General features: G+C 70.5%; 14 protein-coding genes and 1 pseudogene. 5 read left to right on the top strand and 10 right to left on the bottom strand.

The features are described from left to right. Window positions 1-58: 58 nt before the first annotated feature. On the bottom strand, window positions 59-586 hold the full coding sequence (locus tag ACWC21_RS05325; RefSeq protein ID WP_450878359.1) for a hypothetical protein: 528 nt from the start codon (window positions 584-586) through the stop codon (window positions 59-61). 610 nt (window positions 587-1,196) lie between these two features. Continuing rightward, on the bottom strand, window positions 1,197-2,021 hold the full coding sequence (locus tag ACWC21_RS05320; RefSeq protein ID WP_450878357.1) for a maleylpyruvate isomerase family mycothiol-dependent enzyme: 825 nt from the start codon (window positions 2,019-2,021) through the stop codon (window positions 1,197-1,199). A 180-nt stretch (window positions 2,022-2,201) separates the two neighbouring features. Between ACWC21_RS05320 and ACWC21_RS05315 the strand changes: the two genes are divergently transcribed. Next, a complete protein-coding gene (locus ACWC21_RS05315; protein ID WP_450878355.1) occupies window positions 2,202-2,993 on the top strand; it encodes a carbon-nitrogen family hydrolase in 792 nt (263 codons plus the stop codon). A gap of 22 nt (window positions 2,994-3,015) precedes the next feature. Here the strand turns inward: ACWC21_RS05315 and ACWC21_RS05310 are convergent, their stop codons facing one another. From ACWC21_RS05310 to ACWC21_RS05300, 3 genes are all read right to left on the bottom strand, one after another. Then, window positions 3,016-4,731, bottom strand: coding sequence for a PE-PGRS family protein (locus ACWC21_RS05310; RefSeq protein WP_450878353.1), 1,716 nt, complete (start codon window positions 4,729-4,731; stop codon window positions 3,016-3,018). 437 nt (window positions 4,732-5,168) lie between these two features. Further along, window positions 5,169-5,660 carry an LURP-one-related/scramblase family protein gene (locus ACWC21_RS05305; protein WP_450878351.1) on the bottom strand — a complete coding sequence of 164 codons (492 nt, stop codon included), beginning with the start codon at window positions 5,658-5,660 and terminating at the stop codon, window positions 5,169-5,171. Then, window positions 5,657-6,646 carry a GlxA family transcriptional regulator gene (locus tag ACWC21_RS05300; protein WP_450878349.1) on the bottom strand — a complete coding sequence of 330 codons (990 nt, stop codon included), beginning with the start codon at window positions 6,644-6,646 and terminating at the stop codon, window positions 5,657-5,659. The genes ACWC21_RS05305 and ACWC21_RS05300 overlap by 4 nt, the downstream gene beginning before the upstream one ends. Before the next feature lie 52 nt (window positions 6,647-6,698). On the opposite strand from ACWC21_RS05300, the gene ACWC21_RS05295 reads away from it, so the two are divergent. Continuing rightward, entirely contained in the window at window positions 6,699-7,091 is a 393-nt protein-coding gene (locus tag ACWC21_RS05295) for a cupin domain-containing protein (RefSeq protein ID WP_450878347.1), read from the top strand. A gap of 148 nt (window positions 7,092-7,239) precedes the next feature. Continuing rightward, window positions 7,240-8,103: a calcium-binding protein gene (locus tag ACWC21_RS05290; protein ID WP_450878345.1), complete on the top strand. Its 864-nt coding sequence runs from the start codon at window positions 7,240-7,242 to the stop codon at window positions 8,101-8,103. 25 nt (window positions 8,104-8,128) lie between these two features. Here ACWC21_RS05290 and ACWC21_RS05285 read toward each other — a convergent pair whose 3' ends face one another. Together ACWC21_RS05285 and ACWC21_RS05280 are read right to left on the bottom strand one after the other, a co-directional pair. Then, window positions 8,129-8,311 carry a DUF397 domain-containing protein gene (locus ACWC21_RS05285; RefSeq protein WP_450878343.1) on the bottom strand — a complete coding sequence of 61 codons (183 nt, stop codon included), beginning with the start codon at window positions 8,309-8,311 and terminating at the stop codon, window positions 8,129-8,131. Window positions 8,312-8,321: 10 nt separating this feature from the next. Then, a complete protein-coding gene (locus ACWC21_RS05280; RefSeq protein WP_450878341.1) occupies window positions 8,322-9,167 on the bottom strand; it encodes a helix-turn-helix domain-containing protein in 846 nt (281 codons plus the stop codon). Between the two features lie 223 nt (window positions 9,168-9,390). Here ACWC21_RS05280 and ACWC21_RS05275 point away from each other — a divergent pair, with 223 nt between their 5' ends. Together ACWC21_RS05275 and ACWC21_RS05270 are read left to right on the top strand one after the other, a co-directional pair. Beyond that, window positions 9,391-9,816, top strand: coding sequence for an ATP-binding protein (locus ACWC21_RS05275; protein WP_450878340.1), 426 nt, complete (start codon window positions 9,391-9,393; stop codon window positions 9,814-9,816). A gap of 113 nt (window positions 9,817-9,929) precedes the next feature. Further along, window positions 9,930-11,777 carry a thioredoxin-like domain-containing protein gene (locus ACWC21_RS05270; protein ID WP_450878338.1) on the top strand — a complete coding sequence of 616 codons (1,848 nt, stop codon included), beginning with the start codon at window positions 9,930-9,932 and terminating at the stop codon, window positions 11,775-11,777. Here the strand turns inward: ACWC21_RS05270 and ACWC21_RS05265 are convergent. The 3 genes and pseudogenes from ACWC21_RS05265 to ACWC21_RS05255 form a co-directional block, all read right to left on the bottom strand. After that, window positions 11,774-11,926 carry a hypothetical protein gene (locus ACWC21_RS05265; protein WP_450878336.1) on the bottom strand — a complete coding sequence of 51 codons (153 nt, stop codon included), beginning with the start codon at window positions 11,924-11,926 and terminating at the stop codon, window positions 11,774-11,776. The two genes, ACWC21_RS05270 and ACWC21_RS05265, sit on opposite strands and share 4 nt — an antisense overlap. Before the next feature lie 16 nt (window positions 11,927-11,942). Next, a pseudogene (locus ACWC21_RS05260) lies at window positions 11,943-12,467 on the bottom strand (glycosyltransferase); the annotation flags it as partial. A gap of 254 nt (window positions 12,468-12,721) precedes the next feature. Beyond that, window positions 12,722-12,979, bottom strand: coding sequence for a DUF6458 family protein (locus ACWC21_RS05255; protein ID WP_450878334.1), 258 nt, complete (start codon window positions 12,977-12,979; stop codon window positions 12,722-12,724). Window positions 12,980-13,114: the final 135 nt, after the last annotated feature.

Below are 13,114 nucleotides of genomic sequence, written 5' to 3'. Positions count from 1 at the left end.
CGCTGCCACGGAACTCGAGCGATGCCGGTCAGGGCCTGTGGAGCGGCCCCTCGGCTGCTCAGCCGTGGAGCAACGGCGAGCCGGTGAGCTCCTGGGTGACCGGGCCCTTCCCGTCCCCTTCGATGTCGTAGACGATCGTGGAGTCCGTCGACCAGAAGACCTCGCCGTCGTAGACGGAGGACGCCGGGGCGCACTGGTTGACCGGCTCGTCGAGGAACCAGGTGTAGTTGTCGTTGACGAGTTTGGTCATGTCGCACGTCTTCGTGGTGACCACGTGGTCCTCGGTGGTCTTGGTCAGCCGCTCCTCGATCCGCGTCGTGATCTTGAAGCTGGTGAACCGCTTGGAATTGTCCACCACCACGTCGTCGAGGATCTGCCAGCTCAGCGAGGACTTGCCCGTCACCATGCCGTTCTTCGGCTCGACGGTGTTGTTGACGTAATAGCTCTGCGCCGGCCTCTTGTCGGGGTAGGTGACGTCGAAGGTGGAGCTGGACGTGAGCCCGGCGGCGAAGGCCGGTGCGGCCAGCAGCATGCAGACACCTGTGGTCGAGGCGCCCAGTCCGAGGACGGTGACGAGCTTGCGCATGGGGTGGTCCCTTCCGTTGACGATTGATGAAGCCGCTGCCGGCGAGGACTCCGGTGTCCCGGCCGCGGCGTCCGGGCCCGCCGGGGCGTGCGTCGACGCGGAACAGGCCCTCGTACGGGCGGCACGGATGAAGGGCGATGGCAGGGCCGGGGAAGTAAGCGTTCAGCAGCGACGGGAAAAGGCCTGCAGCCTTTACCTGGGCGAGGGCAGCTCGCAGCAGGGCGTGCGCCGACGGCATGACGGCATGACGAAGTCCCTCCCCCGTGTGCGCCGGTGGTCGGCCTGGCGCTGATCGAAGTCCCGGTGGGTTCGGTCAGACCGACCGGGCGACGCCAACCATAGGCAGAAGCTCAGGGTGATCAAAGAGCTGACCCCACACCTGACTGGAAAGCAGCGGTGCGGTGACAGCGAACCGGAATATGCGCTCTGGCCGCACGAGCCGTGTGGCTCCTGCGTCGGCTCGGTGAAGTGAAAGGCGGCGGTGAGTCCGTGCGAGGGGAGCGCACAGCCGGATTTCGACGGTGGGGAAGGGCGGTCCACCGAGATCGTCCCGAGGGTGGGGGCACGACGACGGTCACGGAGGAACGCCCAGGCGGCTCCCCGGCCGCGCCTACGGCGTCACCGCGAAGTTCCGCAGGATCGCCGCCCCGAGATCGGGGTCGCCCTCGGACTTCACCCGGTCGGCCACCGCGTCCGGGGAGACACGGCCGCAGGCCAGGCGGAAGTACGTCTCCCAGTCGAGGGTGAGGATGGCCGCCGGCCCCAGGGCGGGGGTGGCCTCGAGGGTGCCGCGGCCCTGGATGTCGACGCGGATGGTGCGCAGGAACTCCACGGGGCCGTGCACGTCGAAGATGATCGCCGAACTCCGCGGGGCGTCCGCGTCCTTCGCGACGACGCGGGGCAGCGCCTCCAGCAGCAGGTCCCGGGCGACGTAGGCGCCCGGGGAGTCGAGGTTGCCGGGCCGGCCCAGGGTCGCGCGCAGGTCCTGCTCGTGCACCCACACGTCGAAGGCCCGCATGCGCATGGACTCCTCGAGCGTGATCTCCTTGCCGAGCGGGCCGCGCACCTTGTGGCCGGGGTCGCGGGACTCGTTGCGCAGCTGGCGGTTGCGGCGGATGACCGTGTACTCCAGCTCGGAGGTCATCTCCGGCGCCGTGTGGTGCCGGCGGACGTCGACCTGCAGCTCCATGTAGCGCTGGTGCTCGGTGACGACGTGGAACAGGTCGCGCGGCAGTGAGTGGATGGGCCGCGGGTCGCCGAGCATCTCGCAGTCCATGCCGATGACGTGCGAGACGATGTCGCGGACCGACCAGCCCGGGCAGGGGGTCCGCCGGTTCCACTCGCCCTCCACGAGCGGCTGCACCAGTTCGGATATCGCTTCGATCGAATGGGTCCAGGCGTCGGCGTAGGGCTGGAGGGTGGGATGCAGACTCACGGAACGGGACCCCTCGGCGGTCGGTACACGGGCAGGTTGTGGCGGCGTTGCCAGCGGGACGTGGCTGTCGGCGGGTGTCTTGGAACGCTAAGTTACGCTGCTGAGAGGCACCCCGGCAGTGCTTTCGTGTGACGATCGTAGGCCCGGTATGGACGGCTCGAATGCCAGGACGGTGGTAGTGTGCGCGCCTCGCTGATCCAGATCGCCGTGAATGAGGGCGAATCGGTCGAAGACCGGCGGCTTCGGGTGGCCTCCCTGGTCCGGGAGCAGGCCGGGTCGGACCTGGTCGTGCTGCCCGAGCTGTGGACGACGGGTGCCTTCGCGTTCGAGGAGTTCGGGCGGCGGGCCGAGCCGCTCGAGGGCCCGACTCACGAGGCGATGGCGAAGGCGGCGAGCGACGCGGGCGTGTGGCTGCACGCGGGCTCGATCCCCGAACGCGCCCCTGAGGGCCCCCTCTACAACACGTCCCTCGTCTTCTCCCCCTCCGGCGACCTGGCCGCCGCCTACCGCAAGATCCACCGCTTCGGCTTCGACAAGGGCGAGGCCGTGCTGATGGGCGCCGGCCGCGACCTGGTGACGGTCCCGCTCCCGGGCACCACCCTCGGTGTGGCCACCTGCTACGACCTCCGCTTCCCCGAGCTGTTCCGTGCCCTCGTCGACGTCGGCGCCGAGACCCTGGTGATTCCGGCGGGCTGGCCCGAGCGTCGCCGCGCGCACTGGACGCTGCTGGCCCGGGCGCGGGCGGTCGAGAACCAGGCGTTCGTGCTCGCCTGTGGAACGGCCGGGACGCACGCCGGGGTTCCGCAGGCGGGTCACTCGATCGTGGTGGATCCGTGGGGCGAGGTGCTGGCCGAGGCGGGCGCCGGCGAGGAGGTGCTCACGGTGGAGTTCGACCCGGTGAAGGTCGCCACGACCCGCGAACAGTTCCCGGCGCTCAAGGACAGGGTCCTGGGCCTGGAACCGCCGCGGTGATCCACGGCGGGGCGCGGCCCGCCTACTGCCTCGGCCGGGGGCCCACCAGACTCTCGTAGAGGGCGCGGCGTTCCTTCGAGGAGTGCTCGGTCGCCGCGAGCGCCTCGTCCCAGTCCCGCTTGATCTCGTCGAGGTAGACGCGCCAGTCGCCGCTCGGGTGGGACGCCGCCATCGCCCGCAGGTCGACGAACCGTTCGTTCTTCCCGAGACCGCCGGCACCGACCTTGTCCCTCTTGTGGCCGTGCATGATCGACTCGGGGTTCGAGGTGGCCTCCGTGGAGCGGAAGTCGTGCTGGTAGCCGACGGGGCTGTCGGCGTGCGGTGCGATGGTCTCGATCCCGATCTGGAGGGAGCCGTCCTTCTCCGTCGTGGGGCGGTGGTAGACCAGCAGGACGTGGCCGTACGAGCCGTTCGGCAGCACCATGTCGCCGTTCCAGTCCTTGGAGCCGAAGCCGCTGCCGGAGATGTCGTGGCCCCACAGGTCCGGGCTGGAGGCACCGACCGCCAGCTTGTTGGCGGCGGACGCCAGGATGCCGCCCTTCTCCTTGAACTTGCCCAGCTTCTCACCCTTGTTGGCCTCGATGGAGGTGCGGTGGGTGGCGAAGCCGCGCTCCGACACGTCCTCCGCGAGCTCCCCCTTGGTGGCGTCCTTGGTGACGCCCAGGAAGTGGGGAAGCGCGTAGGCGGCCTCGTCCTTGGTGCTCAGCGCCGGGATACGGACGTTGACGCGACCGCCGTGCGCCAGCGCGCGGATGACGTCCTTCTCGTAGTCCACCACGTGCTTTCCCTCTTGCGGGCTGTAGAGCTGGAGTCCGTGGCGCAGGACGAGGAGGACCTTGGTGAGCAGCTCCCGGCCACTGGCGTCCTTCCTGGCGTAGTCCGGTGCCTTCCCCTTGCCCTTGCCCGGCGAGGTGCCCTCCGCCGGGACGGACCCGGGGTGCTTGCGGTCGTCCGCCACGCCCTCCGGGTACAGGGTGTCGACGGCGGTGTCGCGGATCTGCCGGTCCCGCTCGTCCTCCAGGCCCTTCCGCTCCTCGGGTGCGGTGCCGGCGGCCTGGGTGAGCATGAACCGGCCGAGCGTGTAGGCCGGGTCGGTCGGCGGCGCGGCGGCCGCTGCCCTGACGTCCGGGTGGTTCTTGCGGACGGCGAGCGTCGCGGTGAGCACGCGCTTGCCCGCGTCGAGCCGCAACCAGTCCTTGAACGGCCCGTTCGTGTAGTTCTCCGCGTCGTCGTACGTGCCGATGCCCGTCTTCCTCAACCAGTCGGGATTGACCTCGGAGAGCTGCTTGATGTCGGCCAGTTCCTGCTCGTTGAACACCTCACCGCGCATCACCCGCCGGTCCAGGGTCTTCCTCAGCCGCGCGGGACCCTTGACCATCCACTGCTCGGGCCACCAGGTGCCGGGCGCGAAGACGTTCCGCTTCATCGTCGTCTGGATCGTGTGCAGCTCGATCGACTGGCTGAGCCGGGCGATGATCTCCTGCCCCTTGTCCCCGTCCTGGGTCGCCCGGCCGGCCTCCGTCGCCTGTTCCGCCGTCTCGGCGGTGGGCTGATCGGCCGTGGCGGTCGGTCCCGTGCGCTGGACCACCGGCGTACCGGGAGCGGCGCGCTCGCCGGCGGCGACGCGCTGGATGTGCTGTATCCACGCCCCGCTCAGCTCCGGTGCCGGTGGGACGGGGCGCGGGCTGCCCGGCCGCCGCTCACCGGCGCTTCGGTGGTCCCGCTCGACGGAGCGCATGGGTGGTTCCCCTCGCCGACTCGGCTGCCAGGTCATCCGTTCTAGGGCAGCGGCACGGCTCGGTGGAAGGTCCTAAGGGGCAGACCCGGGTGCCTTCCGGTGCTCCTCCGCCGGAGCCCGCCCTCCCGCCAGAAGGCTGACGACGGCGCTGTTCCCGGCGGTCCGCTGTAAGGAGGCGAGACGCGCGGCCACGGCCGTGTCGGGCGGGCCCGGTGCCACCACGGCCCGGCTCGGCCACGCCCGCGCCTCCGGCTCCGGCTCCGCGATGTCCGGTGCCTCCGGTTCGGCGGCGCCCGGTCCCTCGGGTGTACCGGCGTCCGGTCCCTCGGGCGTACCGGCGTCCGGTCCCTCGGGCGTACCGGCGTCCGTCCCAGGGACCACGTTCCGTCTCCCCCGTCTCGCGCCCGTGGCTCGGCCTCGTCGGCCCAACCTACCCCCTAGTCCTCCCGCTCCTGCTCCGCCAGGTGGATCACGCACACCGCCACCGCGATCAGCAGTGCCGGGTCGGCGTCGTCCCGTACGACGTCCACGCCGTAGGTGTCCCGGACGTGCAGCCAGCGCCGGGAGATCACCGCCAGCAGCTCGCCGTCGTACTCGACGGCGAACTCGCGGTCGAGGATCTTGCCGCTGACGTCCAGCTCGGTGCCGTCCGCCAGTGACACCCGGTAGTGGTTGCGCAGCAGGGACAGCCGCTTGCGCTTGATCCGCGCCAGCGGCTCGCCGTCCCGCTCGATCACCATGGTGTTCCGCAGGGAGAACATCTTCTGATGGATGTCGATGAGCACCCGCCCCTGAATGTCCTTCAGCTCGAAGGTGTCCCGCAGGCGCATCGCCTTGCCGTCGACGAGGAACACCCGGTTGCCGTGGTCGTCCTCGATCCAGTAGTCGTCACCGATGCCGAGGATCCGGTCGCGTACGAGGAATCTCATACCGACAGCGCTTCCCCGACGGCCGGTCCGAAACGCCGCCGGTAGGCCGACGGGCTGAGTCCGGTCTCGCGGCGCAGCCGCGCCCGCAGATTGGCCGCCGTGCCCAGCCCGCTGCGCGCCGCCACGACATCGAGCCGTTCCTCACCGCGCTCGATCAGCCGGCAGGCCAGTGCCACCCTCTCCCCGGTCAGCCAGGCCAGCGGAGTCGTCCCGAGCTGGGCCCGGAACCGGCGATGGAGAGTGGCGGGGGAGACCGCCGCCCGTGCCGCCAGATCCGCGACCGTCAGCGGCTCCCCCAGCCGCTCCTGCGCCCACGCCAGCAGCGGCGCCAGCGACTCGTCCGGCACGTCCGGCACCGGCCGCTCCACGAACTGCCGCTGCCCGCCGTCCCGGTGCGCGGCGAACACCAGACGCCGGGAGACCGCGTTGGCGATCTCGGCGCCGTGGTCCCTGCGCACGATGTGCAGCCCCAGGTCCAGCGCCGAGGCGCTGCCGGAGGCGGTGAGGACGTCCCCGTCGTCGACGAACAGGACGTCCGGCTCCAGCCGCACCTGCGGGAACCGGGCCCGGAAGGCCTCCGCCCACATCCAGTGACAGGCCGCCCGCCGCCCGTCCAGAAGCCCGGCCTCGGCCATCGTGAACGCGCCGGAACAGAAGCCCACGAGCCGGGCGCCCCGAGCGTGCGCCCGGCGCACGGCATCCAGGACGCGCGGGGAGCGCGGGACGTCGGTGTCCGGGCGGTTCGGCACGATCAGCGTGTCCGCCTCCTCGGCCGCCTCCAGTCCCGTGACCCCGCTGAGCGTGAAGAAGCCGTCCCGCATACGGGTCTCGGCCCGGTCCGCGCACAGCCGGAAGTCGTACAGCTCCCGCCCCAGCTCCGGGCGCCGCAGACCGAACACCTCGATGGCGCAGCTCATCTCGAAGGGATTGGAGTTCTCGTCGACGACCAGGACCACTCGGTGCGGCTGAGAGGATCGTTGCGGCATGTGCGATTCCTAGCACTCGTACGGCGGCCCGGGAACCCCGCACGATGACGTCATGACAACGCAACCCGTCTCCCTCGCCGCCGCCCTCGCCTCCTTCACCGACCTGTGGAGCCCCCGCATCGTCACGACCGTCAACGACTACGACGTCCGCGTGGCGAAAGTCGACGGCGAACACCTCTGGCACGTCCACGACGACACGGACGAGTTCTTCCTGGTGATCGACGGTGAGTTCCGGATCGCCCTGCGGGAGGCGGCCGGCGAGCGTGAGGTGATCCTCCCCAGGGGCTCGGTCTTCACGGTGCCCCGCGGGACGGAGCACAAGCCGTCCGCCCCGGCGGGCGCGACGATCCTGATGCTCGAACCCACCGGCACGTCCACGGTCGGTGACCGCCATGACGAGGTCCCGGACCACGTGGACGCGACCACCGGACACGCCCTCTTCTGACCGGGGCCCGGAATCCGCCTGGCGGCGGGGTGTCCCACAGCTGAACTTCCCGTAACCGCACGGGAGTTGCCCAACCTGAGGGAGTGGCCCCGCGTCGAACGCTGCGTAAGTCGCAAACGACCCGCACGTTCTTCACGGAGGCCCCGCAATGCCCTCTCGTCCTTCCGTCCGCCGCCGGATGTCACGCGCCGTCCCGGCGGCGGCGCTGGTCCTCGGCACCGCCCTGGGCGTTCCCTTCGCCCTGACCACGACCGCCAGTGCCGCGCAGGCGCCCGCCACCGCCTCGGTCAACCAGGCCGGCTGGGGGCTCACCTACAACGCCGCCGCCGGCCAGACGAACAAGGCCACCGTCACCGCGTCGTTCACCGCCGACCGCACGGGCATCACCTACGTGATCGACGACGTCGTGCCGATCAGCGCGGGCCACGACTGCGCCTACCCCGTCGGCACGGACCACACGAAGGTCTCCTGCACCGTCACCAACGTGGACAGCCAGGACCCGTACGCCGCCCTCGTCGTGAACCTCGGCGACGGCAACGACACGGTCGCGTACAAGAACGCCACCGACCAGGTCTACTTCTACGCCGAGATCCACCTGGGCGCGGGCAGCGACAAGGCGACCGACTCCGGCCCCCTCGACGGTGCCTACGTCTCCGGCGACGCGGGCAACGACGACATCACCGTCGGCGCGGAGGGGCTGGCCTGGGGCGGCGACGGCAACGACACGGTCCACGCGAGCGGCGGCGACAACATCGTCCAGGGCGGCAAGGGCGCCGACGTGCTCTACGGCGGTTCCGGAAGCCAGTACCTGTCCGGCGACGACGGCAACGACAAGCTCTACGGCGGCAGCGCGGACGACACGCTCTACGGCGGCAAGGGCAACGACTCCCTGTACGGCCAGAGCGGCAACGACAAGCTGTACGGCAACAGCGGCGACGACAAGCTGTACGGCGGCCCGGGCCGGGACACCCTCTCCGGCGGCCCCGGCAGGGACGTGGTCCACCAGGACTGACCTCGCGGCCCGTCGCCCGCCCTGCTCACCGTTTCAGCGCGGTGAGCAGGGCGTGGAGGGCGGTGGGGGTGGGGGTGAGGATCGTGGCGGGGGTGTCGCTCTCGCGGAGGTGGAGGGTGGTGGGGGTGGCGGCGGCTATCTCCAGGCAGTCGTTGTCGGAGTCGCCTGCGGAGTACGACGACTTCTGCCAGCGGAGGGCTGAAGACACTGGGGGCCTTTCACAGTTCCTGAGCGACACGGCGAATGAGGTCGAGGGAAGCGTCCTGTGCGAGCGCGGCGCTGTCAATGCGTTCGAGTTTGGCTCGGTAGCGGTTCAGCTGAGCAGGTGCATCAATGAATTCGGCGCCGTGGGGCGTATCGATCTGCACTGTGTCCAACTGGGCGGCGGCTTCGCCGATGTACTGCATGGCAAGGCCCGCGCCCGCGAAGCCATCGGCGGCGAAGGGGATCACACGCAGGGTGAGGGAGGTCCTCTCGGTCGCTCGGAGAAGGTGCTCGAGTTGGGCGCGGGCGACCTTGGAACCGCCGACGCGCATACGTAGCGCCGCCTCGTGAATGATCACGTCGTAGGGCGTTCCAGAATCGAGCACCTGCTGGCGTCGCATGCGGAACATGACGCGAGCCTCACGAACGTCTTCCGTAGCACCCGACTCGACAAAGGTCAGGGCCGCGCGCACGTGTTCCTCGGTCTGGAGAACTCCTGGGATGTGGACGACCTGGAAGGTACGCACGTACGAGGCATGGTGCTCCAGTTCGGCAAGGTCGAGTGCCCTGGGTGAGATGACACTGCGGTAATCCTCCCACCACCCCTTGTCGCGCTCGTTGGCCATGGCGACCAGTGACTCGATGAACTGGGTGTCGTCGCAGGCGTAATGCTCGGCGAGTCTGCGTAGCCGCTCCTCGCTGACGCCGTGCTTTCCGGACTCGATGTTGCTGATCTGCGCTTGACTCGTGCCCAGCCATGCGGCGACGTCCCGGGACACCAGACCCGCCGCCTCGCGCAACCTGCGCAACTCCGCGCCGAGACGGGCCTGGCGTGCAGTGGGGCTCACCCTCGGCGGCATGCGTACTCCTCATCAATTCCGGTGACGCGGTTGCAGCGTTGCAAATATACCGAGTACCTTCGTCTCGTACTCACGGAGAGTGTCCACTCGGTCACTCGGTCCGCAACTCCTCTATGCCCATAACCCGTTGGAAGCGCCACCCCGGCCCGTCGACACCCGGGGCGTCGGACAGCAACGCGGTCGCGGCATGGAAAACCCCTCACACCAACGGAGTTGATCCCCCATGCACTCCTACGCCCTCTTCTGCCCTCCCCTCGAAACCTCCCCCCGCATCGCCCGCGACTTCGTCGCCTCCGTCCTCCGTGAGCTGAGACTCGGCGACGACCTCGTGGACGACGCGACCCTGTGCACCTCCGAACTCGTCACCAACGCCTGCGTACACGCCAAGGGCGACGGCGCGGCCCTCTGGCTGGCGGTCGAGGAGGGGCGGCTACGGGTGGTCGTCTACGACGGTGACGAGAGCCCGCCGGTGATGAGGGGGCTGACGCCGGAGACCTGGGAGACGGGCGGCCGGGGCCTGCACCTGGTGGACGCCCTCACCTCGGGGCGCTGGGGCCACGCCCCGGACATCCCGTACGCCGGCCCGCCATGCCCGGCGGGGAAGGCGGTGTGGTTCGACATGCCCGCACAGCGGCTCGCGGCACTGTGATCGGCAAGCCGCAGACGGTGTTCGACCGTTGACCAGGAGTGGTCGGAACTCACGGTCTCGACCGGCTCTACCAGGGCGAATGAGGCACGACCCGGCATGGCACCCTGGATCTCATGAACGCCGCCTCACCCGCACCCCGCCGCGCCCGTGTCCGTGCCCCCGAGCTGGTCGGCAAGGGAGGCTGGCTGAATACCGGGGGTCAGCAGTACAGCCTCGCCGACCTGCGGGGACGTATCGTCCTCTTGGATTTCTGGACGTTCTGCTGCATCAACTGCCTGCACGTCCTCGACGAGCTCCGCGAGCTGGAGGAGAAGCACCGGGACACCGTCGTGATCATCGGTGTGCACTCCCCGAAGTTCGTGCACGAGGCCGAGCACCAGGCGGTCGTGGACGCCGTGGAGCGGTACGGGGTGGAGCATCCGGTGCTCGACGACCCCGAGCTGGCGACCTGGAAGCAGTACGCCGTGCGGGCCTGGCCGACGCTGGTCGTCATCGACCCGGAGGGGTACGTCGTCGCACAGCACGCCGGTGAGGGGCACGCGCACGCCATCGAGCGGCTGGTGACCGAGCTGGAGGCCGAGCACGAGGCGAAGGGCACCCTGCGGCGCGGTGACGGGCCGTACGTGGCGCCGGAGCCGCAGCCGACGAGCCTGCGCTTCCCCGGCAAGGCGCTGCTGCTGCCCAGCGGGAACTTCCTGGTCAGCGACACCACCCGGCACCAGCTGGTGGAGCTGGAGGCGGACGGGGAGACCGTCGTACGGCGCATCGGCACCGGCGGGCGCGGGTTCGCCGACGGAAGCGCCGAGCAGGCCTCCTTCAGCGAGCCGCAGGGGCTCGCGCTGCTCGAGGGCGGGGACCGCGTGGTCGTCGCCGACACCGTGAACCACGCCCTGCGCCGCCTCGACCTCGCCACCGGGGAGGTGACGACCCTCGCCGGTACCGGGAAGCAGTGGTGGCAGGGCTCACCGACCTCGGGTCCGGCCCGTGAGGTCGACCTGTCCTCCCCCTGGGACGTGGCGGTGTTCGGCGGCAGGGTGTGGATCGCCATGGCCGGTGTGCACCAGCTGTGGGCGTACGACCCGGCCGAGGGCACCGTCGCCGTCACCGCCGGTACGACCAACGAGGGCCTGGTGGACGGGCCGGGTGCCGAGGCCTGGTTCGCGCAGCCCTCGGGGCTCGCGGCGACCGCCGACCGGCTGTGGCTCGCCGACTCCGAGACCTCCGCGCTGCGCTGGGTGGACCTCGAAGGCCAGGTGCACACCGCCGTCGGCACCGGGCTGTTCGACTTCGGGCATCGCGACGGCGCCGCCGAACAGGCCCTGCTCCAGCACCCGTTGGGTGTGACCGCGCTGCCGGACGGCTCCGTCGCGGTCGCCGACACCTACAACCACGCCCTGCGCCGCTACGACCCGGCCACCGGCGAGGTGACCACCCTCGCCACCGACCTGCGCGAGCCCAGCGACGCCGTGCTGGTCGGCGAGGACATCGTGGTCGTGGAGTCCGCCCGGCACCGGCTGACCCGGCTCCGGCTGCCGGAGGAGGCGGTGCGGGTGGAGTCCGTCGCCCACCGCACCCAGCGCGCGGCGACCGAAGTCGCCCCGGGCGCGCTGCGGTTGGACGTCGTCTTCCAGGCCCCGGCGGGCCAGAAACTGGACACCCGCTACGGGCCGTCCACCCGCCTGCTGGTCTCCGCCACCCCGCCCGGGCTGCTGCTGAAGGGCGAGGGCGCGGACACGGACCTGTCCCGGACGCTGGAGCTCGACCCGGAGGTCACCGAGGGCGTGCTGCACGTCTCCGCGATGGCGGCGTCGTGCGATGACGACCCTGCGAACGAGTACCCCGCCTGCCACGTCCACCAGCAGGACTGGGGCGTCCCAATCCGTATCACCGAGGGCGGGGCGGACCGGCTGCCGCTCGTCCTCGCCGGGATGGACGAGGGGCAGCCGAACGCAGCCCACTAGCGGCGGCGCGGGCGGGGCGCCAGCTTGAACAGCGCCACCCCGGCGGCCACCAGCGTGGTGGCCGCCACCATCATCGCCATGCTGTGAGCAGCCGTTGCCGCCGCCGAGCACGCCGGCCCGGCGTGCCGCCCGTACCTCGCGCAGTACACGCGCGCGGAACATGGTGCCGGTTCCGGTGAGCACCTGGGCCTTGCCGCCGGAGCGGTCCAGTTCCCAGGCGTAGCGGTGGAACTCCATGCGCTGGAGCAGGCCGAGGAGACCGCCGCCGTCCTCGCCGTAGAAGACGCCGCCCACGGCGCCGACCTTGCGGTTGAAGGTGGCCACGGCGGTCTCGGTGAACCACGGGTTGAGGACGGTGTCGGCGTCCTGCACCAGCAGCAGGCCGCGGTCGTCCAGGTGCGGCAGTACCCAGGCGATGGCCTGGTTCAGGGCGCCCGCCTTCTTGTGGGTGTTGCCCCGGGTGTGGAAGACCTGGGCGCCGAGGGCGGCGGCGATCGTGGCGGTGTCGTCGGTGCCCTTGTCCGCGACGACGATGATCAGGTCCGGGCGACGTGTCTGCTTCCACAGCCCGTCGATCGCGGCGGCGATACGGTCCTGCTCGTTGTGAGCGGGGATGAGAGCCGCCAGCCGGGGGCTGTCGGCCGGTGCCTCCGCGGCGGCGTGCGCGCGGCGGGCGGCGTGTCGTGGCACGCGTCGGGACGGTGCGGCCAGGTGCACAGCGGGAGCCCCCCGTCGTGGTACCGGGGGGCAGGGGCGCTGGGCGCCGTCCCCTCAAGACCTTCAGCGAGCCCGAGTGTTCACGAATTCCACACAACCCGACAAGATGGTTCCGGTAACGGAATGCTCAAGGATGTCGTCGCATGTCGCCGCTTGTCCGTGAGCACCCGCTTGTCCCGTGCGTGACGTACGCGGTGATCTGTATGCGGTGATCTGTACGCGATGAGTCAGACGCCGTACCCGTCGCTGTAACCGCTGCCGTGGTGATGGTGGTGCCGCTCCTCCTCGACGACCGTGGTCGTCGGGGGCGGAACCACGAGCCGCCTGCGCCGCGCGATGCTGGCGAACGTCGCGACCCCGATCAGTCCGACGATCATCAGAATGAAACCGACCAGGTGAACGTTCACGCCGTTCATGTGGAAGTCGGTCGCGAACGTGAGGATGGCTCCCACGGCGATGAGGATGATGCACCCGCCGAGGCCCATGACTGTCGCCTCCTGTCCGGACCGGCCGTTCCGGTCCGCAACTGCGGGTACCCCCGTTGTCAACCGGCATGCGGCGCCCGGCAGTAAATGGGTTGGGCCGCCCGACCCTCGCTGGTAGTGTCTGGGCGGCCGTGA

Source organism: Streptomyces sp. NPDC001348, assembly GCF_053597535.1.
This window is presented reverse-complemented; position numbering and strand designations above follow the sequence as displayed.

Excerpts from the sequence above, each read along its gene's own strand:
- ACWC21_RS05325 (WP_450878359.1), bottom strand. The coding sequence starts at position 586 with ATGCGCAAGCTCGTCACCGTCCTCGGACTGGGCGCCTCGACCACAGGT.
- ACWC21_RS05310 (WP_450878353.1), bottom strand. The coding sequence starts at position 4,731 with ATGCGCTCCGTCGAGCGGGACCACCGAAGCGCCGGTGAGCGGCGGCCG.
- ACWC21_RS05305 (WP_450878351.1), bottom strand. The coding sequence starts at position 5,660 with ATGAGATTCCTCGTACGCGACCGGATCCTCGGCATCGGTGACGACTAC.
- ACWC21_RS05300 (WP_450878349.1), bottom strand. The coding sequence starts at position 6,646 with ATGCCGCAACGATCCTCTCAGCCGCACCGAGTGGTCCTGGTCGTCGAC.
- ACWC21_RS05295 (WP_450878347.1), top strand. The coding sequence starts at position 6,699 with ATGACAACGCAACCCGTCTCCCTCGCCGCCGCCCTCGCCTCCTTCACC.
- ACWC21_RS05290 (WP_450878345.1), top strand. The coding sequence starts at position 7,240 with ATGCCCTCTCGTCCTTCCGTCCGCCGCCGGATGTCACGCGCCGTCCCG.
- ACWC21_RS05280 (WP_450878341.1), bottom strand. The coding sequence starts at position 9,167 with ATGCCGCCGAGGGTGAGCCCCACTGCACGCCAGGCCCGTCTCGGCGCG.
- ACWC21_RS05275 (WP_450878340.1), top strand. The coding sequence starts at position 9,391 with ATGCACTCCTACGCCCTCTTCTGCCCTCCCCTCGAAACCTCCCCCCGC.
- ACWC21_RS05270 (WP_450878338.1), top strand. The coding sequence starts at position 9,930 with ATGAACGCCGCCTCACCCGCACCCCGCCGCGCCCGTGTCCGTGCCCCC.
- ACWC21_RS05255 (WP_450878334.1), bottom strand. The coding sequence starts at position 12,979 with ATGGGCCTCGGCGGGTGCATCATCCTCATCGCCGTGGGAGCCATCCTC.